General features: G+C 68.6%; 21 protein-coding genes and 1 pseudogene. 15 read left to right on the top strand and 7 right to left on the bottom strand.

The genetic code is table 11. From position 1 onward, the window contains the following. Positions 1-458 precede the first annotated feature (458 nt). Positions 459-1,316 (top strand): formate dehydrogenase accessory sulfurtransferase FdhD, encoded by an 858-nt coding sequence (gene fdhD, locus RMP06_RS08010; RefSeq protein ID WP_409050120.1) that lies wholly within the window; start codon positions 459-461, stop codon positions 1,314-1,316. Between the two features lie 16 nt (positions 1,317-1,332). Here the strand turns inward: fdhD and RMP06_RS08005 are convergent, their stop codons facing one another. Both RMP06_RS08005 and RMP06_RS08000 read right to left on the bottom strand, forming a co-directional pair. Beyond that, entirely contained in the window at positions 1,333-2,040 is a 708-nt protein-coding gene (locus tag RMP06_RS08005) for a response regulator transcription factor (protein WP_310461244.1), read from the bottom strand. A 10-nt stretch (positions 2,041-2,050) separates the two neighbouring features. Further along, the gene (locus RMP06_RS08000) at positions 2,051-4,126 is read right to left on the bottom strand and encodes a PAS-domain containing protein (protein WP_310461243.1); all 2,076 of its coding nucleotides are present in this window, start codon (positions 4,124-4,126) and stop codon (positions 2,051-2,053) included. Between the two features lie 129 nt (positions 4,127-4,255). On the opposite strand from RMP06_RS08000, the gene RMP06_RS07995 reads away from it, so the two are divergent. From RMP06_RS07995 to RMP06_RS07965, 7 genes are read left to right on the top strand one after another with little or no spacing between them, the layout of a single operon-like run. Then, a complete protein-coding gene (locus RMP06_RS07995; protein ID WP_310461245.1) occupies positions 4,256-5,896 on the top strand; it encodes an acyl-CoA synthetase in 1,641 nt (546 codons plus the stop codon). A gap of 10 nt (positions 5,897-5,906) precedes the next feature. Further along, positions 5,907-6,668 (top strand): ABC transporter ATP-binding protein, encoded by a 762-nt coding sequence (locus tag RMP06_RS07990; RefSeq protein WP_310461242.1) that lies wholly within the window; start codon positions 5,907-5,909, stop codon positions 6,666-6,668. Next, positions 6,665-7,405 (top strand): ABC transporter ATP-binding protein, encoded by a 741-nt coding sequence (locus tag RMP06_RS07985; RefSeq protein WP_310461241.1) that lies wholly within the window; start codon positions 6,665-6,667, stop codon positions 7,403-7,405. The genes RMP06_RS07990 and RMP06_RS07985 overlap by 4 nt, the downstream gene beginning before the upstream one ends. Before the next feature lie 59 nt (positions 7,406-7,464). Next, complete coding sequence (locus RMP06_RS07980) at positions 7,465-8,682, top strand: ABC transporter substrate-binding protein (RefSeq protein WP_310461240.1); 1,218 nt, start codon at positions 7,465-7,467, stop codon at positions 8,680-8,682. Positions 8,683-8,713: 31 nt separating this feature from the next. Beyond that, the gene (locus RMP06_RS07975; RefSeq protein ID WP_310461239.1) at positions 8,714-9,598 is read left to right on the top strand and encodes a branched-chain amino acid ABC transporter permease; all 885 of its coding nucleotides are present in this window, start codon (positions 8,714-8,716) and stop codon (positions 9,596-9,598) included. Between the two features lie 13 nt (positions 9,599-9,611). Continuing rightward, on the top strand, positions 9,612-10,559 hold the full coding sequence (locus RMP06_RS07970; RefSeq protein WP_310461238.1) for a branched-chain amino acid ABC transporter permease: 948 nt from the start codon (positions 9,612-9,614) through the stop codon (positions 10,557-10,559). A gap of 16 nt (positions 10,560-10,575) precedes the next feature. Further along, positions 10,576-11,025, top strand: a complete 450-nt coding sequence (locus RMP06_RS07965) for a MaoC family dehydratase (RefSeq protein ID WP_310461237.1) — start codon at positions 10,576-10,578, stop codon at positions 11,023-11,025. On the opposite strand, the gene RMP06_RS07960 is transcribed toward RMP06_RS07965, so the two are convergent. Further along, positions 10,982-12,955 (bottom strand): cache domain-containing protein, encoded by a 1,974-nt coding sequence (locus tag RMP06_RS07960; RefSeq protein WP_310461236.1) that lies wholly within the window; start codon positions 12,953-12,955, stop codon positions 10,982-10,984. The two genes, RMP06_RS07965 and RMP06_RS07960, sit on opposite strands and share 44 nt — an antisense overlap. Positions 12,956-12,962: 7 nt before the next feature. After that, on the bottom strand, positions 12,963-14,339 hold the full coding sequence (locus RMP06_RS07955) for a sigma-54-dependent transcriptional regulator (RefSeq protein WP_310461235.1): 1,377 nt from the start codon (positions 14,337-14,339) through the stop codon (positions 12,963-12,965). Positions 14,340-14,494: 155 nt separating this feature from the next. Here RMP06_RS07955 and RMP06_RS07950 point away from each other — a divergent pair, with 155 nt between their 5' ends. The 4 genes from RMP06_RS07950 to RMP06_RS07935 all read left to right on the top strand — a co-directional run bounded on the left by RMP06_RS07950 (position 14,495) and on the right by RMP06_RS07935 (position 19,018). Beyond that, the gene (locus RMP06_RS07950) at positions 14,495-15,127 is read left to right on the top strand and encodes a hypothetical protein (RefSeq protein ID WP_310461234.1); all 633 of its coding nucleotides are present in this window, start codon (positions 14,495-14,497) and stop codon (positions 15,125-15,127) included. 366 nt (positions 15,128-15,493) lie between these two features. After that, positions 15,494-16,228 carry a hypothetical protein gene (locus RMP06_RS07945; protein WP_310461233.1) on the top strand — a complete coding sequence of 245 codons (735 nt, stop codon included), beginning with the start codon at positions 15,494-15,496 and terminating at the stop codon, positions 16,226-16,228. 125 nt (positions 16,229-16,353) lie between these two features. Next, on the top strand, positions 16,354-17,952 hold the full coding sequence (locus RMP06_RS07940; protein WP_310461232.1) for a hypothetical protein: 1,599 nt from the start codon (positions 16,354-16,356) through the stop codon (positions 17,950-17,952). A 7-nt stretch (positions 17,953-17,959) separates the two neighbouring features. Beyond that, positions 17,960-19,018: a hypothetical protein gene (locus RMP06_RS07935; protein ID WP_310461231.1), complete on the top strand. Its 1,059-nt coding sequence runs from the start codon at positions 17,960-17,962 to the stop codon at positions 19,016-19,018. Positions 19,019-19,039: 21 nt separating this feature from the next. Here the strand turns inward: RMP06_RS07935 and RMP06_RS07930 are convergent, their stop codons facing one another. The 3 genes from RMP06_RS07930 to queA form a co-directional block, all read right to left on the bottom strand. Then, positions 19,040-21,406: an ATP-binding protein gene (locus tag RMP06_RS07930; RefSeq protein WP_310461230.1), complete on the bottom strand. Its 2,367-nt coding sequence runs from the start codon at positions 21,404-21,406 to the stop codon at positions 19,040-19,042. A 62-nt stretch (positions 21,407-21,468) separates the two neighbouring features. Then, positions 21,469-21,858: a c-type cytochrome gene (locus tag RMP06_RS07925; RefSeq protein ID WP_310461229.1), complete on the bottom strand. Its 390-nt coding sequence runs from the start codon at positions 21,856-21,858 to the stop codon at positions 21,469-21,471. Between the two features lie 85 nt (positions 21,859-21,943). After that, complete coding sequence (gene queA / locus RMP06_RS07920; RefSeq protein WP_409050121.1) at positions 21,944-23,080, bottom strand: tRNA preQ1(34) S-adenosylmethionine ribosyltransferase-isomerase QueA; 1,137 nt, start codon at positions 23,078-23,080, stop codon at positions 21,944-21,946. A gap of 101 nt (positions 23,081-23,181) precedes the next feature. On the opposite strand from queA, the gene RMP06_RS07915 reads away from it, so the two are divergent. The 3 genes and pseudogenes from RMP06_RS07915 to RMP06_RS07905 form a co-directional block, all read left to right on the top strand. After that, on the top strand, positions 23,182-23,406 hold the full coding sequence (locus tag RMP06_RS07915; RefSeq protein WP_310461227.1) for an AbrB/MazE/SpoVT family DNA-binding domain-containing protein: 225 nt from the start codon (positions 23,182-23,184) through the stop codon (positions 23,404-23,406). Further along, a complete protein-coding gene (locus tag RMP06_RS07910) occupies positions 23,403-23,810 on the top strand; it encodes a type II toxin-antitoxin system death-on-curing family toxin (RefSeq protein ID WP_310461226.1) in 408 nt (135 codons plus the stop codon). The genes RMP06_RS07915 and RMP06_RS07910 overlap by 4 nt, the downstream gene beginning before the upstream one ends. 52 nt (positions 23,811-23,862) lie before the next feature. After that, positions 23,863-24,349: pseudogene (locus RMP06_RS07905) on the top strand (ATP-dependent DNA helicase RecG); the annotation flags it as partial.

The raw sequence follows: 24,349 nt of genomic DNA, 5'->3' as shown, positions 1-24,349 counted from the left end.
CGATGCCGATGCCGCCCACGCGTGGCACGACATGGCTGTGGAATTTCTGCGGCTGATTCTTGTCTGTGTCGCCGGACAGGTGGGCGTGACGGTCGGCGGACCGTACCAGCAACCAGTTGACTGCCAATGAAACAAGAAATGAACAGATGAGCAATAGCATCACAGCGGAATCCCTTGGTGACCATACTGGATTGAATTCGCTCAATGGGTTGAGCGTAAATACATATGATTAGTTACATTTATATTTTGTCTGCCTGCTTGCCGGCCTACTTTTTTTTTCATTGTAGGTTAGGCCGCCAGATCTTCAACACCCGAATGAATGGTGCCGTGCATTCATGAACATTAGTTGCACGAGTAATCTGTTTTCGGCGTTGTATAAAGAGAAGTCAATCCTTTAGTCGAGGGGGGTGTCCGGCTCGCACGTTACGCTTGCAGAGGCTCGATGCCAGAATCACCGCATGCCTGTTCCTGACCCGTCCTCTCCCGCGTTCGCCCCGATGACCCGGCGGTCCGCCGCCGTGCGCAACACTGGGCGCCTCGAAGAACTGCCCGTCTGTCTTGCCGAAGAAGTCCCCGTCGCCCTGGTCTACAACGGCATTTCCCACGCCGTGATGCTGGCCACGCCGCAGGATCTGGAGGACTTCGCGCTCGGCTTCTCGCTGTCCGAAGGCATCATCGACAGCCCGGAAGACCTGCTCGACTGCGAGACCACGTCCAGCGACCTGAGCGTGTCCGAGTCGCTGGCGGGCGTGCCGGAACAAGGCCTGTCGCTGGAGCTGAAGGTGACGCTGCGCTGCTTCATGCGCCTGAAGGAGCGCCGCCGCACGCTGGCGGGGCGCACCGGCTGCGGGCTGTGCGGCACCGAGAGCCTGGCCGAGGCGATCCGCCCGGTGCGGCGCGAGGTGGTGCCGGTGGAGGTGTCCGCCGCGGCGCTGGCCCGCGCGATGGCTGAGATGCCGGCGCACCAGACGCTGTCGCAGGCGACGGGCGCCACCCACGCCGCCGCTTGGTGCGGGCTGGACGGCGCGGTGCGGTGGATCCGCGAGGATGTCGGCCGCCACAACGCGCTCGACAAGCTCATCGGCGCCATGGCGCTGGCGGAGGCCGACCCGGCCGATGGCTTCATCGCCGTGACCAGCCGCGCCAGTTACGAGATGGTCTACAAGACGGCAAGCGCCGGTGTCGGGCTGCTGGCCGCCGTGTCCGCGCCGACCGGGCTGGCGGTGCGCACGGCCGAGGCGGCGGGCATGACGCTGGCCGGCTTCGTGCGCGGCGACCGGGCCACGCTCTACAGCCACCCCGAGCGGGTGACCTGAGCCGGCCTCACGCCCGTCAAGCCCAGGTGACTTCGCTGGCGAACAGGTAGCCCGCGCCATAGACGGTGCGGATCAGCTTCGGGTTCTGCGCATCGACTTCGAGCTTGCGGCGCAGGCGCGAGATGCGCACGTCGATGCTGCGGTCCAGCGGCGAGAGGTCCGGGTCGCCGCAGATCTGCTCGCGCGCCAGGATGCGGTTCGGGCGCTGCAGGAAGGTGCAGAGCAGCTTGGCCTCGCCCGAGCTGAGGGTCCATTCCTGCTGGCCGTTGCCGCGCAGGGTGTTGGTGTCGGGATGGAAGACCCAGCCGCTGAAATGCGCTTCGGCCGGGCGGCGTTCTTCGTGGGGCACGCTGGCGGCGCCACCGCGTCGGCGCAGGATGCTGCGCACGCGGGCCACCAGCTCGCGCGGCTCGAAGGGCTTGGTGACGTAGTCGTCCGCGCCCAGCTCCAGCCCCATCACCCGGTCGCCGAGGTAGGCGCGGCCGGTGAGGATCAGCAGGCCGCAGTCGTGGCGGCGCTGGAGTTCCTGCACCAGGTCCATGCCGTCGGCGTCGGGCAGGCCGAGGTCGATGATGCAGAGGTCCGGCTTGCCGACACGCAGTTGCTGGCGCAGCTCCGCGGCGTTGCGGCAGACATCGGTGTCGAAGCCGAAGTCGCGCAGCACGGTGCTCAGCAGCCGGGCGACCTCCGGGTTGTCTTCGACGATGTAGATGCGCGCGCTCATGGTCGGGCGTTCACGGGGTGTCGAGCTGGTCGAGCGCGTCGCCCAGCTCGCTGCTCGAAAACGGCTTGCGCAGCAGGTGCGGTGCGTCGCCGTGGGTGGACAGGTTCATCTCGTCGGCGTAGCCGCTGATCAGCAGGATGTGCATGTCGGGGTGGCTCAGGCGGGCCTGTCGGCTGAGCGCGCGCCCGTCGAGCCGGCCGGGCATGACGATGTCGCTGATCAGCAGGCCGATGTCCGGCACGTTCTGCAGCAGATCCAGGGCCTCTTCCGCGTGCGCGGCCTCGATCACCGGGTAGCCCAGGCCGACGAGCTGGCGGCGGATGACGCGGCGCAGTTCGTCGTTGTCCTCGACCAGCAGGACCAGCGGCCGGTCGGTCAGGGCGGTGGCCGGTCCGGGCAAGCTGGCCGGGTTCAGCGGGGCGCTGGGTTCGTCCGACAGTTCGGTGTCGTGGCTCGGCTGGCCGGTCTGCGGCAGGAGCAGGCTGACCTGCGTGCCTTCACCGAGCCGGCTGTGCAGGATCACGCCGCCGCCGCTCTGCTTGGCGAAGCCGTAGACCATCGACAGGCCCAGCCCGCTGCCGCTGCCGAAGCGTTTGGTGGTGAAGAAGGGCTCGAAGACGCGGGCTTGCGTGGCGGCGTCCATGCCGATGCCGGTGTCGGTGACGGTGATGCGCACGTAGTCGCCGGGCGAAACGTCGATCGCCGCGGCCGCCAGCCGGCCGAGATGCACCGGGCGGGCCTCGATGCGCAGCTCGCCACCTTCGGGCATGGCGTCGCGGGCGTTGATGGCGAGGTTGACCAGCGCGCTCTCCAGCTGGTGCGCATCGGTGAGCGCCAGCGTCGGGGCGCCCGACTCGGGCGGCACCACCACCACCTGCACGGCATCCGGCAGCGAGCGCCGCAGCAGGTGCACCGCGTCGTCGATCAGCTCCGCCACGTCCACCGGCTGCGGTGCCAGCGGCTGCTTGCGGGCGAAGGTGAGCAGGCGGCGGATCAGCTCGGCGCCGCTGTGCGCGGCCTTGAGCGCGGGCATCAGGAACTCGGCCGTGTCCGGGTCGTCCGGGTGGCGGTCGCGCAGGGCGGCCAGGTTGCCGATCATCACCGCCAGCATGTTGTTGAAGTCGTGCGCCAGACCGCCGGTGAGCTGGACCACGGCTTCCATCTTCTGCGCCTGCACGACAGCGGCCTGCGCGTCGCGGAGCTGCGTGATGTCCACCGAGAGCACGAAGCAGCCCAGCACCTCGCCGTCCGGCCCGACCTCGGGCACCAGTTCGCTGCGGGCGTGCATGGAGCGCCCGGTGGCGCCGGTGGTGGCGTATTCGTAGGTGACCCGCTGGCCCTGCAGGGCGAGGGCGACGTGCGGCGAGACGGCGGCGTAGACCTCGGGGCTGACGACTTCGGCGATCGTGCGTCCGAGCACGCGGGACTTGCTGTGGCCGAACCAGTCGGCGTAGCCCTTGTTGACGTAGCGGTAGACCTCGTCGCGGTCGAAGTAGCCGATCATGGCCGGCACGGTGTCGGTGATCAGGCGCAGCCGCTCTTCGCTGCGGCGCAGGGCGGCGGTGATCTGCTGGTTGGCCTCGTGGGCGCTGCGCAACTGGCGGTTGCTGGTCTGCTGCTCGGCGGTGCGCTGGGCGACGCGGCGTTCCAGCTCGGCGTTCTGCTCGCGGATCATGCGTTCGTAGCGGCGCTGGGCGGTGATGTCGGTGTAGAGCGTGATGAAGCCGTGGTGCGGCAGCGGCTCGCCGCGCACCGACAGGATCTGGCCGTTCGGGCGCTCGCGTTCGGTGCGGTGCGGCTGGAAGGTGCGCGCCATGCCGACCCGCTCGGCCACCAGTGCCTCGACATCGCCCGGCCCGTACTCGCCGCGCTCGGCGTTGTAGCGCATGAAGCTGTCGAAGGGCGCGCCGACGTAGGTCAGGTTTTCCGGGAACTCCAGCAGCCGCAGCAGTGCCTGGTTCCAGGCCACCAGCCGCAGGTCGGCGTCGAACACCGTGATGCCCTGGTCCAGCAGGTCGAGCCCCGCCTGCAGCAGCTCGTGGCGCTGCTGTTCGCGCAGGGAATCGGGGGTGTCGGCAGGGTGCATGCGGACCATTCTAGGAGCCGCTGCAAGCCCGGCGTCAGGACGCAAACATTCGATACATTCGCTCCGAGGTGCTGCAAAAGTCACATCCGATCATCGGATTCCGATCGATGGAGACGCCGACACATGCACATGCGAGCGAATGCCTATGACCAGGGCCTGGAGCGCAACAGCGCCAACCATGTCGCCCTGAGCCCGCTGAGTTTTCTGGAACGCACGGCGCACATCTATCCGAACCGGGTCGCCGTGGTCCATGGCGCGCTGCGCCAGACCTGGGGCCAGACCTACACCCGCTGCCGCCAGCTCGCCAGCGCGCTGCAGCGCCGCGGCGTGCAGGTCGGCGACACGGTGGCGGCGATGCTGCCGAACACGCCGGCGATGTACGAGTGCCATTTCGGCGTGCCGATGTCGGGCGCCGTGCTCAACACGCTCAACACCCGGCTCGACGCCGAGGCGATCGCCTTCCAGCTCGACCACGCCGAAGCCAGGGTGCTGTTCACCGACCGCGAGTTTTCGTCCACCGTCAAGCGGGCGCTGGCGCTGATGACCGGCCCCAAGCCGCTGGTGATCGACGTGGCGGACGCCGAATACGACGCGGGCGTGTTCCTCGGCGAGAAGGAATACGACGAGTTCCTGAAAGAAGGCGACCCTGAATTCGTCTGGTCGCTGCCCGGCGACGAATGGGACGCCATCGCCCTGAACTACACCAGCGGCACCACCGGCAACCCCAAGGGCGTCGTCACGCACCACCGCGGCGCCTACCTGAACGCGGTGTCGAACGTGGTGACGTGGGCCATGCCGCGCCACGCGACCTACCTGTGGACGCTGCCGATGTTCCACTGCAACGGCTGGTGCTTCCCCTGGACGATGGCGTTGCAGGCCGGCACCAGCGTCTGCCTGCGCCGGATTGATCCGACGCTGATCTTCCCGCTGATCCGCGAGCACCACGTCACCCACCTGTGCGGCGCGCCGATCGTCTACGGCCTGCTGATCAACGCGTCCGAGTCGCTGCGCGCCGGCATCACGCACACGGTGAACGGCCTGATCGCCGGGGCCGCACCGCCGGCCGCGATCATCGAAGGCTGCGAGCGCATCGGCTTTGACATCACCCACGTCTACGGCCTGACCGAGGTCTACGGCCCGGCGGCGGTCTGCGCCAAGCAGGAAGCGTGGGCGGATCTGCCGATCGGCGAACGCGCCCGGCTGAATGCGCGCCAGGGCGTGGCGCACGCGATGCAGGAAGCGATCGCCGTGCTCGACCCCGAGACGCTGCAGCCCGTGCCAGCCGATGGCGAGACGATGGGCGAGATCTTCTTCCGCGGCAACGTCGTCATGAAGGGCTACCTGAAGAACCCGGAAGCCACCGCCGAGGCCTTCCGCGGCGGCTGGTTCCACACCGGCGACCTCGCCGTGATGGACCCGGACGGCTACGTGAAGATCAAGGACCGCAGCAAGGACATCATCATTTCCGGCGGCGAGAACATCTCCAGCGTCGAGGTGGAAGAGGTGCTCTACCGCCACCCGGCCGTGCTGGTCGCAGCCGTGGTCGCGGCGCCGGACCCGAAGTGGGGCGAGGTGCCGTGTGCCTTCCTGGAAGTGCGCGAAGGCTCGGAGGTGACCGAGGCCGAGATCATCGAACACTGCCGCCTCGGCATGGCGCGTTTCAAGGTGCCCAAGCGGGTGGTCTTCGGCGTCCTGCCGAAAACGTCCACCGGCAAGATCCAGAAGTTCATGCTGCGCGAGCAGATGAAGTCGGCTTCGGCCATCGGTTGAGGAGCGCGGCATGTCATCCAGTTCCTCCGATTTCATCCTGCAGACCGTCGGTCTGACCAAGGAATTCAAGGGCTTCGCCGCCGTGCAGGACGTGAACCTGAACGTGCAGCGTGGCCACATCCACGCCCTGATCGGCCCCAACGGTGCCGGCAAGACGACGGTCTTCAACCTGCTGACCAAGTTCCTGCAGCCCACCCGCGGCACGATCACCTTCAACGGCATCGACATCAGCCGCGAGGAGCCGGCGCAGATCGCCCGCCGCGGCGTGATCCGCTCGTTCCAGATCTCGGCGACGTTTCCGCACCTGACGGTGCTGGAGAACGTGCGCGTGGCGCTGCAGCGCAAGGTGGGCAACTCCTTCCACTTCTGGAAATCCGAGAACACCCTGAATTCGCTCAACGACCGGGCGGTCGAGCTGCTGGAGTCGGTGGACCTGGGCGAATACGTCAACACCGTCACCGCCGAGATGCCCTACGGCCGCAAGCGGGCGCTGGAGATCGCCACCACGCTGGCGCTGGACCCGGAGCTGATGCTGCTGGACGAGCCGACGCAGGGCATGGGCCACGAGGACGTGGACCGCATCGCCGCGCTGATCCGCAAGGTCTCGAAGAGCCGCACCATCCTGATGGTCGAGCACAACCTGTCGGTGGTCGAAACGCTGTGCGACCGCATCACCGTGCTGCAGCGCGGGCAGATCCTGGCGGAAGGGCCGTACGCGGTCGTGTCCAAGGATCCCCGCGTCCTCGAAGCCTACGTCGGAGTCGAAGCATGACGGCCATCCCCTCGGGCGCCAGCGCCTTCACGCCCGGTGGCGAGCTGCTGCGCATCACCGACCTGCATGCCTTCTACGGCGAGTCGCACATCCTGCACGGCATCGACCTGACCGTGAACCGGGGCGAGCTGGTCACGCTGCTCGGCCGCAACGGCGCCGGGCGCAGCACGACGATGAAGTCCATCCTCGGGCTGGTCGGCCGCCGCACCGGCAAGATCATGTTCAACGGCACCGACATCACCGCGATGGCGCCGCACCGCATCGCGCGGCTCGGCATCGGCTTCTGCCCCGAAGAGCGCGGCATCTTCTCCGGCCTGACCACCGAGGAAAACCTGATGCTGCCGCCGCAGGTCGCCTCGGGCGGCATGACGCTGGACGAGATCTACACGCTGTTCCCCAACCTGCACGAGCGCCGCCACAGCCCCGGCATGCGGCTGTCGGGTGGCGAGCAGCAGATGCTGGCGATGGCCCGCATCCTGCGCACCGGCGCCAAGCTGCTGCTGCTCGACGAGATCACCGAAGGGCTGGCGCCGGTGATCGTCAAGAAGCTCGGCGAGGTGCTGCGGCTGCTGAAGTCACGCGGCTACACGATCCTGCTGATCGAACAGAACTTCCGCTTCGCCGCGCCGCTGGCCGACCGGCACATCGTGCTGGAGCACGGCGCCATCGTCGCGACCGTGACCAAGGAAGAGCTGCCGTCGCGCACCGAGATGCTGCACCAGATGCTCGGCGTCTGACCCCATTCCCCTGTTTTCCCGTGCCCCGAAACACCACGATCCCCTTCAGGAGACACCCCATGACACTCAAGCTCAAGCCCCTCTTTCAAGCCCTCGGCCTGGCCCTCGCCACGGTGGGCGCTGCCTCTGCGCAAGTCTCTGACGGCGTCGTCAAGATCGGCGTGCTGACCGACCTGTCCGGCACCTACTCGGACGTGGCCGGCAAGGGCACCGTCATCGCCACCCAGATGGCGATCGACGACTTCAACGCCAAGGAAAAGCCCTCGTTCAAGATCGAGATCGTCTCCGCCGACCACCAGAACAAGGGCGACATCGCTGCCAACAAGGCCCGCGAGTGGTTCGAGCAAGGCAAGGTGGACGTGGTCTCCGAGCTGGTGACGACCTCGGTCGCGCTGGCCGTGCAGAAGATCGCCAAGGAAAAGAACCGCATCGCGCTGGTCTCGGGCGCTGCCTCGACCCGCATCACCAACGAGGACTGCAACGACGTCACCGTCCACTGGACCTATGACACCTACGCGGTCGCCAACGGCACCGCCAAGGCCGTCACCATGGCCGGTGGCAAGAAGTGGTTCTTCCTGACCGCCGACTACGCCTTCGGCCATTCGCTGGAGAAGGACGCGACCGACGTGGTCAAGGCCAATGGCGGTGAAGTGGTCGGCGCCGTGCGCCACCCGTTCCCGGGTTCGGACTTCTCCTCGTTCCTGCTGAAGGCCCAGTCCTCCGGCGCGCAGATCATCGGCCTGGCCAACGCCGGTGGCGACACGATCAACTCGATCAAGCAGGCGGCCGAGTTCGGCATCACCCCGAAGCAGCAGCTCGCCGGCCTGCTGATGTTCATCACCGACGTGCATTCGCTCGGCCTGAAGGCCACGCAGTCGATGTACCTGACCGAAGGCTTCTACTGGAACCTCAACGACGACACGCGCGCCTGGTCCAAGCGTTTCTTCGACCAGCACAAGCGCATGCCGACGATGATCCAGGCGGGCCAGTATTCGTCCGTCATGCACTACCTGAAGGCGGTCAAGGCGGCGGGCACGGATGACACCGCCAAGGTGATGACCCAGATGAAGAAGACGCCGGTCAACGACTTCTTCGCCAAGAACGGCACCATCCGCGAGGACGGTCGCATGGTCCATGACATGTACCTGCTGCAGGTCAAGAAGCCGGCCGAGTCCACCACGCCGTGGGACTACTACAACGTGCGCGCCACGATCCCCGCCGCCGAGGCCTTCCAGCCGCTGTCGGCGTCGAAGTGCGCGCTGATCGCCAAGAAGTAACCCCCGGCGATCACAAGAAAGGCAGGCCACGATGGAACTCTTCGGCATCTCCTCCCAGGCACTGTTCGGCCAGCTGCTGCTCGGGCTGATCAACGGCTCGTTCTACGCCGTGCTGAGCCTGGGGCTGGCGGTCATCTTCGGCCTGCTCAACATCATTAACTTCTCGCACGGCGCGCTGTACATGATCGGCGCCTTCGTTGCGTGGCTGGGGCTGGAGTACTTCGGCCTCAACTACTGGGCGGCGCTGGTCGTGTCGCCGCTGGTGGTCGGCGCGCTGGGCATCCTGATCGAGCGGCTGCTGCTCAAGCACCTCTACAAGCTCGACCACCTCTACGGCCTGCTGCTGACCTTCGGGCTGGCGCTGATCGGCGAGGGCGTGTTCCGCAACCTCTACGGCAGTTCGGGCCAGAGCTACCCGGTGCCGGAACTCCTGCAGGGCGGCGTGGACCTTGGCTTCATGTTCATGCCGCTGTACCGCGGCTGGGTGGTGGTCGCCGCGCTGAGCGTGTGCGCCGTCACCTGGTACCTGATCGAGCGCACCCGGCTTGGCGCCACGCTCCGCGCCGCCACCGAGCGGCCCGAGCTGGTGCAGGCCCTCGGCATCAACGTGCCGGTGCTGGTCACCTTGACCTACGGGGCGGGGGTGGCGCTGGCGGCGTTTGCCGGCGTGCTGGCCGCGCCGGTGGTGCAGGTCAACCCGCTCATGGGCTCGAACCTGATCATCGTCGTGTTCGCGGTGGTCGTGATCGGCGGCATGGGCTCGATCCTGGGTTCCATCGTCACCGGGCTGGGGCTGGGCGTCATCGAGGGGCTGACCAAGGTGGTCTACCCCGAAGCGTCGGCGGTGGTGATCTTCGTGATCATGGTCGTGGTGCTGCTGCTGCGCCCGGCAGGTCTGTTCGGCAAACAGGCTTGAAGGAGCCATCCCCATGAAACCCGTTGTCGCATCCTCGAAATCCCAGGCCGGTCTGATGTTCGGCCTGCTCTTGGCGGTCGGTCTGGTCGCGCCCTTCGTGGCGTACCCGACCTTCCTGATGAAGCTGCTGTGCTTCGCGCTGTTCGCCAGTGCCTTCAACCTGCTGCTGGGCTTTGCCGGGCTGCTGTCCTTCGGCCACGCCGCCTTCTTTGGCGGCGCGGCCTACGTCTGCGCCTGGCTGGTGAAGGAAGCGGGCTGGTCGCCTGAACTCGGGCTGCTGGCCGGCACCGTGGTCGGCGCCGGCCTGGGCGCCGTCTTCGGCTGGGTGGCGATCCGCCGCGCCGGCATCTACTTCGCGATGATCACGCTGGCGCTGGCGCAACTCGTGTTCTTCTTCGCGCTGCAACTGCCGTTCACCGGCGGCGAGGACGGGCTGCAGGGCGTGCCCCGCGGCAAGCTGTTCGGCCTGATCGACCTGAGCGACAACCTGGCGATGTACTACTTCGTCTTCGCCGTGTTCTTCGCCGGTTTCGCGCTGATCTACCGCACGGTGCATTCGCCGTTCGGTCAGGTGCTCAAGGCCATCCGCGAGAACGAGCCGCGTGCCATCTCGCTGGGCTACCAGGTCGAGCGCTACAAGCTGGTCGCGTTCGTGATCTCGGCGGCGGTCACCGGGCTGGCGGGGTCGATGAAGGCGCTGGTGTTCCAGCTCGCGTCGCTGACCGACGTGCATTGGCACATGTCCGGCGAGGTGGTCCTGATGACGCTGCTGGGCGGCCTGGGCACCATCCTCGGCCCGGGTGTCGGCGCGGCCGTCATCGTGCTGCTGGAGAACGAACTCGCCGACAAGGTCGGCTCCTGGGTCACGGTGATCATGGGCTCGATCTTCGTCATTTGCGTGCTGGCCTTCCGGCGCGGCATCGTCGGCGAACTCAAGGCGCTGCGCGAGCGCATTCACTGAACCCGGACACCCATTCATGAACGATCTCAACGGTTACGACGTCGAAGACCTCTCGGTCGGCATGACGGCCACCTTCTCCAAGACCATCACCGAAGCCGACATCGTCCTCTTCGCTGGCGTCTCCGGCGACGGCAATGCGATCCACACCAACGAGGAATTTGCGTCGCAGACGGTGTTCAAGGGCCGCATCGCGCACGGTTTCCTCACCGCCAGCGTGATCTCGGCCGCGGTCGCCAACAAGCTGCCCGGCCCGGGCGCGATCTACCTCGACCAGCGCCTGAGCTTCAAGGCGCCGGTGCGGCCGGGCGACACGGTGCATGCGACGGTGCGCGTCAAGGAAGTGCAGCCCGAGCGCGGGCGGGTGCTGCTGGAGACGACCTGCACGGTGCGCGGCACGGTCGTGATCGATGGGGAGGCACTGGTCAAGGTGGGGTCGATGGCGCGTCGGCTGGCAGGCAGATCGTGAAGACGGCACCCGGCCCGGCCTCGGCCGGGTCGCCCACCGCCGGGTTGGCTGCGCGCAGCTCCCCGCCGTAACGCTCCAGCAATCCCCGGCTGATCCACAACCCCAGCCCGTTGCCATCCCGCTTGGTGGTGAAGAATGGCTGGAACAGCGCCGCCCGTGTCGCCTCGTCCAGCCCCGGCCCGGTGTCGGCCACCTCGATGCAGACGGCGCCGTCCACCGCCTCGCGCAACGCCAGCGTCAGCACCCGCTCCCGGTCGGTCCCCTCCGCCATCGCCTGCACGGCGTTCACCATCAGGTTGATCAGCACCTGCTGCAGCTCCTGCCGGTTGATCGCTACCCTCGGCGCGCTGCCCAGCATGCAGCGGTTGTCCAGCCGCACCCGCTCGCGCTCCAGCAGATACCGCACCAGCACCAGGCTGTCCTGCACCACCTCGGCCGCGTCCAGCCGCTCGACATAACCGGCGTACTCGTTCGGCCGTGCGTACTGCAGCAGTTGCGTGACGATCAGCCGCATGCGCTCGACCTGCGCGTCGATCAGGCGGATCTCGTCGCGCACCGGGGTGGCGTGGTCGCCGAGCGTCAGGCGCAGCAGGTCGAGGTTGCCCTGGATCACCGCGATCGGGTTGTTGATCTCGTGGGCGATGCTGGCGGTGAGCTGGCCGATGGCGGCGAGTTTCTCGCTGCGCACGAGCTGCTGCTGGGCGGCCTGCAGCTCGGCGGTGCGGTCGGCCACCTTGTGGTCCAGCTCGTCGCCCCAGCGCTGCAAGGCGCGGGTCTTGTCGTCGACGACATCCAGCAGGTGGTCCAGCGTCGTCGCCAGCCGGCCGATCTCGTCGGGCGGGGTGACCGGGCCGACGCGGGCGGTGGCCTCGCCGGATTCGACGCGGCGCATCGTCGCCGTCATCTGCTCCAGCGGCCGGAAGATGCGCCCCGCCGCCCGCAGCGACCACCACGCCGCCAGCAGCATGACCGCAAAGAACACCGCCCCGATGCCCGCCAGCACGGCGTATTTCGCCGCGACGAACGGCCGCTCCAGAAACCCGACGTAGAGCATCCCGACCCGCCGCCCGCCGGCATCCGCCAGCGGCAGGTAGCCCGAGACGTACCAGTCCTTGACCACGAAAGCCCGGTCCAGCCAGGTCTCGCCGCGCCCGAGCACCGCCTCGCGCACGGCTGCCGACACGCGGGTGCCGATCGCCCGTTCCGCCGCCGGGTCACCGAGGTCGTTGGCGAACAGCCGCACGTTGGTGCTGACGCGCACGTCGTCGAGGAAGAGCGTGGCGGTGCCCTGGCTGCCGAAGGCGAGCGAGCCTTCGGGGTAGACGATCTCGTTGATGTGGTCGATGAAGCCGAGGTTGCGGTTGAGCAGCACGCCGCCGCGCAGCCAGCCGACGGTTTCGCCCGCGGCCCCGGTGACGCGGGCGTGGGCGACGAGGACGAGGCCACGGTCTTCGGCGGTGCGGTCGGTGTACGCCGCACCCTCGGTGGCCACCAGCGTGATGCGGGATTGTTCGGCCAGCCCTGGCGACAGCACGTCGAGCTGCGCCGCGGGCAGCACGGCCACCGAGGTGCTGTTGCCGGCCACGCCCACCGCGTCCGGCGGCAGCAGTTGCAGGAAATCGAGGCCGTGCTCCTGCTGTGCCTGGGCCAGCAGGCCATCCAGTGCCGCGCCGCGCCCGGGCAGCGCCGTGGCCAGCGCGCGCTGCAGCCGGTAGGACTCGGCCACCGCCTGCGTGCCGCTGCCGACCTCGGCCAGCACGCGGTCGAAGTAGCCCTGTGCGACCGCCAGATCGCTGCGGATCTTGCCGATCAGCAGCCCGTCGATGGCCGTGTTGCCCCACAGCAGCAGGATCAGTCCCAGCAGCGGCAGCACGCCCAGCAGCGGCACCAGCGTGAGCGCGAGCAGCCGGTTGCGGATCGAGTGCGTCATCACCGCTTCAGCCGGCTGCCGCCCATTCCGCCACGCGCCGCTCCAGCGTGCGCCGCGAGATACCCAGCAGCTCGGCCGCACGGCCCTTGTCGCCGTCCACCGAGGCGAGCACGCGCAGGATGTGCTGCTTCTCCAGCGTGTGCAGGTCGGTGGTGCCCTGCACCGGGTCCGGTGGTTCGACCGGCTCGGGGGCCTGGTAGAGCGCCGTGACGTTGAGCCTGCCGAGGATCAGCGAGCGCTCGACGAAGTTGCGCAGCTCGCGCACATTGCCGGGCCAGTCGTACTGGCGCAGGTAGGCGAGTTCCTCGTCGCTCAGGGCCAGCGGCGCGGCACCCAGCTGCGGCGCCAGCAGCCGGACGAAGTGCTCGAACAGCAGCCCGAGGTCCTGCTTGTGCGCGCGCAGCGGGGGCAGGGCGATCTCCACCACCTGCAGCCGGTAATACAGGTCCGTGCGGAAACGGCCCGCTGCCACGGCCTCCGACAGATCCTGGTGGCTGGCGGCGACGATGCGCACGTCCGCCGGGCTCTTCTGCTGGCTGCCCAAGGGCCGCACCTGGCGTTCCTCCAGCACCCGCAGCAGGCTGGCCTGCACCGACAGCGGCAGCTCCCCCACCTCGTCGAGGAAGAGCGTGCCGCCCTGGGCGTAATGGAACAGGCCGTCGCGGGCCTGCGTCGCGCCGGGGAAGGCGCCGGGGGCGTGGCCGAACAGCTCGCTTTCCAGCAGCTCGGGCGGCAGGCCGCTGCAGTGCATGTGGACAAACGGCCCGGCGGCGCGGGTGCTGCGGTCGTGGATGGTCTGCGCGGCGAGTTCCTTGCCGGTGCCCGATTCGCCGAGCAGCAGCACGGGGCTGTTCACCTGCGCCACCCGCGCCAGCGCGTCGCCCAGCCGGCGCATCGCCAGCGAGTGGCCCACCAGCGGCAGCTCGGCCGGCTGCTGCGACTGGAGCGATTGCAGCGAGCGGCGCAGCAGGTAGTTCTCGCGCGTCAGGCGCGAGCGCTCCATGCCTTGCTGCACGGCGTTGAGGATCTGCGCCAGCCGGAAGGGTTTGAGGATGAAGTCCGATGCCCCGGCCCGCAGGGCCTCGATCGCCACGTCCAGGTCGGCAAAGGCAGTGATCAGCACCACTTCGCCGCCGTAGCCCTGTTCGCGCAACTCGCGCAGCCAGACCAGGCCGCTCTTGCCGGGCAGGGTGATGTCGAGGATGACGAGGTCGTAGCGGTGGGTGCTGACGAGGGTCTGGCCTTCCTCGGCGCTGCCCGCGGTGTGGACCTGGCCGAAGCGGGGCGCCAGCGCTTTTTCAAGGAAGTGGCGCATGCCGGGTTCGTCATCGACGATCAGCGTGGCGCCGTGGGGCCAATGGGTGTCGTGCATGGGGATGGTCATGTCGCGGGCGACTGTAGCAGCGGCACGGGGCACGGAAGTTTGCGATCGGCTGGGCGGGTTCTGGTGGACTGGCGCAGGGCGGGGGTCTATGCTTTGCGACGCTAGGTCCAAGTCACGTTTCTGCTGCACTGGCCCTGCGCCATTCGGGAGCACGCATGAATATTTTCGTGAGTGTGGGTACCACGGCAACGCCGGCCCAGGAAGCGTTCGTGCGGGCCATTGAAGAGCGACTCCGGACCGAGGGGCTCGTGCCCCAGACCGTCGGACGCACCTATTTCACGGCCGACTCTCCGTTCATTGGCGTCAACAAGCTGATGGGGTCCTGCAAGGGCGCCGTGGTCATCGCGCTCGAACGTGTCCACCTGGGTACTGGCACGGAACGGCGTGACTCCCCCAAGGCAGTGCCATTGCACGACATCAAGTTTGCAACACCGTGGAACCAGATTGAGGCTGCGTTGGCCTACGCGCAGAAAATTCCGCTGCTGGTGATCGCGGAGGATGGGGTGCGCCAGGATGGCCTGCTGGAAAACGGCTTCGACTGGTATGTCATCAAGGCAAAGCTGGATCCCGCATTTCTGAGCAGTACCGAGTTCAATGGTGTCCTGGCCTCGTGGAAGCAGAAGCTGACGGCCGCGCCTGGCAAGACCTTTCCCGTCATCGCTCCGGCTGAAATGACCGTTGGTCAGCTTGTTGGAGCGCTGAAGCCCACCCAGCTGTGGGCCTTGATGGGCTCGCTCTCCGCGCTGGTTGCTGGCGCGTTTACGCTCGGCGCCAAGCTGTTTCACTGAGGCTGTCAGAGCGCAGTCCGGACTGCCGTGGCGTGTCGTGGCGCGAGAGCACCGGACGAGTCTGCTGCTGGCGCTGGAGGACCACCAGCGCGGCCTGTCGCCGCCGAGCAAGGGCTTGGCTGCCCGGAAATGACGGGGGAAGGCGACCCCCCGGTTGCCCCCCAGTCTCCGGGGCGCTGCATGGCCTCTGCCCCGCCGATCCGGAAATCACCGGCGCAATCGGCAAAACCGCCCCTGCCCCCTTCCGAATGAACGATTGTTGACCCCCTCGCGGGCTCTGCATCCTCTCTCCCGGACCGTGAACTTTGGCCGTGCAGGACTGCACGCTGCCTGACCGGTCGTTCGCAAGCGGAACGAGGAGCGCAGATGAAGACGATCGGGTGGACAGCGGCTGCGGGCAGCTTGATGGTGCTGGTGGCGTGTGGTGGCGGGGGATCCTCGGGCAGCGCCGACAGCGTGGCGAGCAGCGCCGCACCGGTGCGGATCAGCGGGGTGGTGGCGCAGGGCGCGGCGCTGGTGGATGCCAAGGTGACGGCGCGGTGCGCGTCGGGGCCGACGGCCTCGGCGACGAGCGGATCCAGTGGCGCCTATGTGCTGGAGGTGGGCGAGGGCGCCTTGCCTTGCGTGCTGGAGGCGGTGTCCGCGGACGGGGCCTGGACGCTGCACTCCGTCGCCATCGGCAACGCCGGCACACCCGCCGTGACGGCGCACATCACCCCGCTGACGGAGCTGCTGGTGGCGCAACTCGCCGGCACCGCGCCGGCCACGTTCATGGCCAAGGCGACCGCACGCACGCTGGGCGCCACGATCACGCCGGCCAACATCGCCAACGCCCAGGCGACGGTCGGCAGCGTGCTGAAGCTGATGGGCGTGAACCCGGCGCCCATCACCGACGCGCTGAGCCAGCCGCTGGTGGCCGCATCTGCTGTCCAGCGCGGCAATGCCCATGACAAGGTGCTGGACGCGCTGGCCGAAGCCATGCGTGGCTCGGGCGCCAAGCTGGCGGACATGGTCGGGCTGGTGACCAGCCGTGCGCGCACGCTGGAGCGTGCTGGCAGCTCGGTGCTGACGGGGCAGCTCGGCTACATGGGCGACGAGTAGGCACGCACAGGGCCGCCGGCCGCGGTGAAGTGCGGAACTGGGGGTGGACTCCGCTGTTTTTGTGGCGACAGCTGGTCGTGTCCGGGAGTGAAAGTCGGGAACGTCTTTTCACCCTGGATCTCGCCATGCCCCAACTTCGATTGCTGTCTGCTTCCATTGTTCTCGCCCTGGGCCTGTCCGCGTGCGGCGGCGGTGACTCGCCCACCGCCACACCCGACGCTGGTACGCCAGGCGCATCGGCCAGCGCACTGAGCGGGGTGTTGGTCGATGACCTGATCGTCGGTGCCACCATCTTCTGTGACGGCAACGAGAACGGCGTCCTCGACACCGGCGAGTCCAGCGCGACCACCGATGCTGACGGTACATACACCTTCGACCGGGCTTGCTTCGCGTCGATCGTCAGCACCGCGGGGACCGGCTACGACAAGAGCACGATGAAGGTGCCGAAGGGCCAGTACCGCGCGCTGGCCGGCAGCCTGGTGGTCTCGCCCTTCACGACGATGCGGGCCGTCAGCGGCCTGAGCGACGAGGAGTTCAAGGCCGTGCTGACCAAGCTGGGCCTGGGTGGCATCGATGTCGCGACCTTCGACCCGACCAAGGACGTCGCCCGTGCCACGACCGCCGCGGCCATCGCCAAGATCCTCAACGACATCTCGGAAATCGTCGCCAGCGCCGGTGGCGACTCGGCCGCTGCGTTCAAGGCCGCCACCATCGCCATGGCTGCGCATGTGAAGGCGAGCACCGGCACCGCCTTCGGCAGCGACACGGACCTGGGCAGCCTCGTCGGCGCTGCCGCCGAAGCGGGACTGCGCGCCGGCAACAAGAACAGCTCCGGCGCGGCCATCTGGACCGAAAAGGCGCTGGGCAACGCCAAGTCGCTGGCCGCCGCCGGCATCACCACGCTCGCCGCCAACATCAAGAAGCGCACGACGCTGGCCGACGCGCTCAATGACCTGAGCAGTGGCGCTGCCGTGAACATCGTCGGTGACACCGATCTGGACGACGACACCAAGGTCGAAGAAGGCCGTGGCAAGGCCAATGACACGGTCGAGATGGGCAAGCCGCAGTACGTGTCCGTCAAGGGGGACGCCGTGACCATCGCCCCGCTGACGGGTGAAGCCGCGGACTACACGCTGGCGCAATTCGCCGCTGGTCTGAGCCTGCCCGGGCAGACCCTGTCGACCCTGAGCCATGTGACGCTGCCGCTGGACAGCACGGTGCTGGCGCTGCCGCGCGGTGGTGCGGTGGTGTCGCTGGCGCTGGAGATCGAGAACACGGCCACCGGCGGCCTGATGCAGGGCGCCATCGACAAGGTGGTGCTGACCCGCAACACCAATGGCTCGGTCAGTGCAGCGATCCGCAGCGATTCCAGGCTGCACCTGTACTTGCAGACCGCCACCGGCATCCAGATCGGCACCGGCAGCGCACCGCTGGAAGGGGTCGGCACGCCGCTGCTGGCCAATGGTGCCAGCGGTCTGGGCATCGATCTGCAGAAACTGGCCAGCGGCATGCGCAAGCACTTCCCGGACAACACCTCCCTGATCAACAAGGTGCTCGCCGAGACAGGCACCTTCCGGGTCAAGGTCGTGGTCGCCGACATGGACTTCCGCCACGCCGATGGCACCCGCCTGGGTGTTGGCAAGGTGGCGGTCAAGGTGCCGGGCAGCAACGCCGTGGCCCGCAAGGTCAGCGGCATCGCGGTCTCCGGTCTCGTCACGTTCTGAGCGCGTGATGCTGCCCCGTGCCCGGTTGGCGGTTGCCGTCATCGCCGTGACCGCCGGGTGCGGCGGCTTTGCCAGTCTGGCGGGTGCGGCGCCGCTGGATGCCTTGCTGGACCTTGGCGACGATCCGAAGGCCCCCACCCGGTGGACGGTCGAGGCGGTCGGGGATGTGACCCAGGCGCTCTTCGATGCCGCCCGCATCGACCGGCGAGCCGGGCAGACCACGGCAGCCCGGCTGCACCTGACCTCGGGGCCGTGGTCTTTCGAGCTGGGTGGCCACCAGCGCGCGCTCCACGACAAGAGCAACGACTACCGCGTGCAAAGCTGGCACTCGGCGGTGCAGTTCGAGCCGGGCGACACCACGGCGGCCGATGCCCTGCGCTGGGGTGTGCGGCTGGGCGCCTGGGGCAACCGGTCCGACCACCTGCTGCAGAGCACCAACGCGTCGCTCAAGGTCAGTGGCCTGAAAGCCCGTCTCACCGAAATGGAGCTGGTCCAGCCACGCGACCTGCAGTGGCAGCTGGACCTCATCGGCCGCGCCCGCCTGGCCGACCCCCGCTGGACGCTCAGCGGCTTCGCGGGCGTTGGCACCAGCGCGGTCACCCGCTCGGTCGTCAGCGGCAAGGCCACGATTTCGGGCTGCACCTACCAGTTGCAGTTCGGGGACGAGCGCCTCAACGCGCTGCCGATGCCGGACTGTCCCAAGGCGCTCATTGTCAGCGTGCCCAACACGCTGCTGGCCGTCGATGTGCTGGAGGAGACCCGCTACCGCTCCGTCTATGGCCACGCTGGCGCGGCCGTGCACTGGACCGTCGCGCCCTGGCGGCTGGCGCTGGGCGGCGAGCTGCAGCAGTGGCAGCGCACCGGCGCCACCGAGCGCCAGACGCGCAATGCGCTGCTCGTCAGCGAGGCCGCACACGCCTTCGACCCTGCGCTGTCCGTGGTGGTGCGCGGGCAATACATGCACCGCCAACTGCTGGGCGAGGTGCCGATGCTCTACAACGCCCGGTCCACCGCCAGCACACGCCGGGTCGTGTCGGTGTCGGTGGGTCTGCAAGCCAAATTCTGAACGCGGAGCCCCAGACTGGCATCAACCCAGCGCGCGCGTGATTGCCGCGAGCAGTGCATCGGCCCGGAAAGGCTTGTGCAACACCTGCAGACCGCTGGCCGCCATCAGCGCGATGTCATCCGGCGCGGTGTCGCCCGTGATGACCAGCACGGGGACCGGCCCGCCGTAACGCCGCACCGCCTCGATCACCTCGATGCCGGTCGCGCCACGCAGCCGGTGGTCGGTGATGAGCAGGTCGATGCCGACGTGGCCCCGCGGCCGTGCGGCCAGGCTGCGCCGCAATGGCGTCAGGCCATCATGCGTCTCGACCACGGCACCCCAGGCTTCCAGCCTTGCCCGGAGCGCCACCCGGACCGCGGGTTCGTCCTCCACCACGGTCAAGCGCAGGTCCGCGAGTGGACGTGCATCACCCGACACGCTGATCGGCTGCGGCAGGTGCGTTCGCGCACGCGGCACCAGGATCGAGAAGCAGCTGCCATGGTCCTGCCGCGAGCGCAGTTGCAGCCGGTGGCCGAGCAGGGTGGCGCTTCGCTGCACGATCGACAGCCCCAGGCCGAGCCCGCGACTGCCATCGCCGCTGTGGCCCGACTGCCTCGCCACGGGGCGCTCGCCGCGCTGGTCGGAGAGTTGCACGAATTCCTCGAAGACGGTGCGCTGGTGCGCCGCCGGAATGCCGTGTCCCGTGTCCCAGACCTCGATGCACAGCTCCTCCCCGCGGCGCCGCGCCGCCACCAGCACACCGCCGCTTTCCGTGTAACGCACCGCGTTGCTGACGAGGTTGCGCAGGATCTGCTCCAGCATCACCGGGTCGGACAACACCGCCTCGCGCGTTGGCCGGAAGCGCAATGCGATGCCCTTGCGCCGGGCCGTCTCGCCGTCGTGGCTGGCGATGGCATCGAACAGGGGCTGCAGCGCCACCGTCTGCAACCGCGGGCGCATGGTGCCAGCGTCCAGCCGCGACAGGTCGAGCAGGCCCTTGAGCAGGTCCTCCATGGACGACACGGCCTCGTTGACCCGGTCGGTCATCGGCCGCAGCGCGAGGGGCACCTGCTCGCGCATCAGGTCGATCAGCAGCCCGATCGTCACGACGGGCTGGCGCAGGTCGTGGCTGGCGGCGGTGAGAAAGCGGGTCTTGGCCTGGTTGGCCTGCTGCAGCGCTTCGGTGCGCTCGATGACACGGCGTTCCAGGTCGGCGTTGAGTTGCTCCACCTGGTGCAGCGCGCCGACCAGCCGCTTGATCAGCACCCCGCCGACGATGGCCAGCGACACCGGCAGTGCGTAGGGCAGCCAGTAGGCGTCCATCACCGAGGTCATGCCGCGCCAGTAGAGATAGTCGTGCAGCGCGGAGAGCATCGACCCCACCACGGCTGCGGCCAATGCGCAGCGCAGAGGCAACCGCAGCCGGCTGGTTTCTCGCCACAGCGGCATCAGCGACAGTGCCACTCCAGTGAACACCATCGGATAGCTGCCGGCGCGCACGTCCTCCAGCGAGTCCGTCAGTCCGCCCCAGACGGCCATCGCCAGCAGCACCACGGTGCTGATCTGCAGGATGCCTGCGGCGACGGCGTGGCGGCGCCCGGACAGCACCATCGCACTCCGGCACAGCAGCGCACCCGAGACCACTTGCAGCCCGAAGAGTGCGGCAACGGCCAGTGGTGACGCGCTGTCCACCATGTTGTAGTGCGCGATGTTGCACGCGGCGATCAGTACCCACAGCGTCCCGAAGCTGCCCAGCAGGCGCTCGCTGCGTCGGCGCCACCAGATGAGCAGCAGGAACACCGCCAGCGCGGTACCCGCGACGTTCAGCCAGATCGGCAGCATGACCGACAGGCGCAGCCGTGTGAGGTAGCCCTCGGCCATCGCGGCGGCGGGGCCGATCATCACCGTGGACAGGCCGCCGCGGCTGCTGTGGGCCACCGACAGCTCCACGTGGTTCACGCCGGCCCGCAGCAGGTGCGGCGGCAGGCTGATCCACTGCATCGTCGGGTGGCCGCCCGCGACGACCGGGTCGATGTGTTCCAGCGTCGACCCGCTCACCAGCCAGCCGTTCAGGCGCACCTCGTGCACATCGCTGAGCCGGGCCATGCACAGCGCCCACATGGTGGTGGGCGCGGTGTCGAGGCTGATGCGGCTGCGGTAGTGGCCGATGCCGGTGTCGTCCAGACCGCGGGCGCTCCAGGTATCGGGCAGCGGAACAGGCACCGGCGCGGTGCGCAGGTCGTGGGTGAACAGCGCCTCCCGCAACTCGATCACCGGGGGCGCGTGACCTTCCGCGGGGAGCTTGCCATGTTCAGCGCGGGCGACGGCTGGCGCCAGTGATGCCAGCAGCCCGCACAGCGCGAGCAGGCTCAGGACGGCAGCGAAGAGGCGGGCGGCAGCGGTGTTCATCGGCGGACAGGATCATCGCAGACCCGACCGCCGCCGGACCTGCTGTCCGCTTCAGTTCAGATTCAGCTCGGCTGCAAGCCCAGGATCCACTTGACCAGGTTGCGCGCGTCGGCTTCCTTGATCGCCACGGCGTTCGGCGGCATCGCCAGCCCGGAGGCCTTGCCCTTCCAGTGGCTTTCGTAGGGATTGGAGCCCTTGAGCACCGTCACGGTCAGTGCGTCGAGCGCCTTCTTGTCGCCCTTGTACTTGGCCGCCACGTCCTTCCAGGCCGGGCCGATCGGGGCCAGACCGTCCGGGCCCTTGCCACCCGGATCGATGTGGTGGCAGGTCATGCAGCCGCTTTTGCTGGCCAGGGCGAGCATGGCGTCGTCCCTGGCCTGGTCGGCCTGGGCGACTCCGGCGGCACACAGCAGTGCGACGGCGGCAAGGGTGGGATGAAAGGCGATCTTCATGGGGGCTCCTGAAGCGGCGCACGGGCCGCGTGGTGTTCGGATGCCGCCAAGTTACGGCCAGGCCATGCCGCGCCCTTGCGCAGGATCAAGCTGCGCCGTGCTTTTGCCAGCCTGGAGCAGCGCTGTTGCCGGCTGGATCGCCGGTGTTGCCGCCCGTTGCTGCACGCTGGAGCAACATGGCGTCGCCATAGCTGAAGAAGCGCATCCGGCGCGCAATCGCCTCGGCATAGAGCGTGCGGATGGTGCCGTGGCCGGCGAAGGCACTGACCAGCATCATCAGCGTGCTGCGCGGCAGGTGGAAGTTGGTCACCAGCCGGTCCACGACGCGGAACTGGAACCCCGGCGTGATGAAGATGTCGGTCTCGCGGGCGCCGGCCTGCAGCGTGCCGCCTAGCGCGGCGGATTCGAGCGAGCGCAGCGTGGTGGTGCCAACCGCGACGACCCGGCCGCCCCGGGCGCGGGTGGCGGCGATGGCGTCCACGGTGGCCTGCGGCACGTCGAACCACTCGCTGTGCATGCGGTGGTCGGCGATGGTGTCCACGCGCACCGGCTGGAAGGTGCCGGCGCCGACGTGCAGCGTCACGCTGGCCCGGCCGATGCCCCGTGCGTCCAGCGCCGCGAGCACGCCTTCGTCGAAGTGCAGTGCAGCGGTCGGCGCGGCGACGGCGCCGGGGTGGCGGGCGAAGACGGTCTGGTAGCGGCGGGCGTCGTCCGCGTCGTCCGCGTGCGTGATGTAGGGCGGCAGCGGGATGTGGCCGAAGCGTTCCAGCAGCGCGAGCGCGTCGCCCGGCAGGCGCAGGTGAAACAGCCCACCCTCCGGCCCGCAGCGCCCGAGCACCTCGGCCGCGAACGTGGCCCCCTGCGCGTCACGGAAATGCACCGTCTGCCCCGCCTTCGGTGACTTGCTGGCGCGCAGGTGCGCCCAGACCTCGTGCCGGCCGTCCGCCGCCCCGGGCAGCACGCGCTCGACCAGCGCCTCGACCGAGCCGCCCGTGTCCTTCGCGCCGTAGAGCCGGGCGCGGATCACCTTGGTGTCGTTGAAGACGAGCAGGTCGCCGGGTTCCAGCAGCGTCGGCAGCTCGCGGAACACGCGCTCGACGGCGGGCAGCGTGCGGCCATCGAGCAGGCGGGAGGCGCTGCGCTCGGCGGCGGGGTGCTGGGCGATCAGCGCGGGCGGGAGGTCGAAATCGAAGTCGGCGACGGTGTAGGACACGGGAGGCACAGGGGTCACGGTGGTACGGGGCGGTGGCTTGCGGGCGGGTTCGGGGAGGTGCAGAATATAACGGCAGTTATAACCTCGACGACATGGACACGGAGTCTGTCATGCACGCATTGAAGCTTACCCAGATCGGCAACTCGGTCGGTGTCATTCTGCCCAAGGAGCTGCTGGCACGGCTCAAGCTGGAGAAGGGCGACGTGCTGTTCGTCACCGACACCCCGGATGGTGTGGCACTGACCTCGTTCGATCCCTCGTTCGAGGACCAGCTCGACATGGGCCGCGAGTTCATGCGCGAGTACCGCGACACCTTCCGCGCACTGGCCAAATGAGCACCGCCGCCAACACGCCTTGGCGCTGGGTGGACAAGCGCATGCTGATGCTGCTGCACGACGAGAGCCTGGCGCAGCACGGCGGGTTGTCCGGGCTGCGTGACGAGGGCTTGCTCGATTCGGCCTTGGCGCGACCGCAGAACCTCGCGACCTACGGCGATCCTGATCTGGCGGCGCTGTCCGCGTCGTATGCGTTCGGGCTGGTGCGCAACCACCCGTTCGTGGACGGCAACAAGCGGGCGGCATTCCTCGGGGTTGGTCTGTGTCTCGGGTTGAACGGTTGGCGCCTGACCGCCGGGCAGGCTGAGGCGACGGTCGCTGTGCTGGCGCTGGCGGGCAGCGAGATCGGCGAAGACGAATTCGCCGCCTGGCTGCGCGAGCACCTCGCCCCCCGTGGACGTTAAGGACGCCCCAGCCCCGGCCGCGAAAGCCGCCAAGTCCGCCCCCCAGCGGGCGATGGAGAAACTCGGCCTCGTGCGCGACATCGACCTGGCGCTGCACCTGCCGCTGCGCTACGAGGACGAGACGCGGCTGACCCCCATGTCCGCGCTGCGCGAGGGCGACACGGTGCAGGTCGAGGCGGTGGTGCGCGAGGCGTCGATCCAGGGGGCGCGGCGGCAGTTCGTCGTCTGGCTGGTGGACGACCGAGGCGGCCGCGACGAGCTGATGCTGCGCTTCGTGCATTTCTTTCCGTCGCACCAGAAGGCGTTGATCCCAGGGGCGCGGGTGCGGGTGCGGGGCGAGGTGCGCGGCGGCTTCCTCGGGCGCGAGATGGTGCATCCGGCGTTCAAGGTCGTGACCCTCGGCGCGCCGCTGTCCGATGCGCTCACCCCCGTCTACCCAACGAGCGCGCAACTGCCGCAGGCCTACCTGCGCAAGGCGGTGGCGGCCGGGCTGAAGCGGGCGCCGCTGGACGAGGTGCTGCCCGCCGGTGTCGTGCCCA

The sequence above is a fragment of the Sphaerotilus sp. genome (genome assembly GCF_031429695.1).
In the GTDB taxonomy this organism is placed as follows: domain Bacteria; phylum Pseudomonadota; class Gammaproteobacteria; order Burkholderiales; family Burkholderiaceae_C; genus Sphaerotilus.
This window is presented reverse-complemented; position numbering and strand designations above follow the sequence as displayed.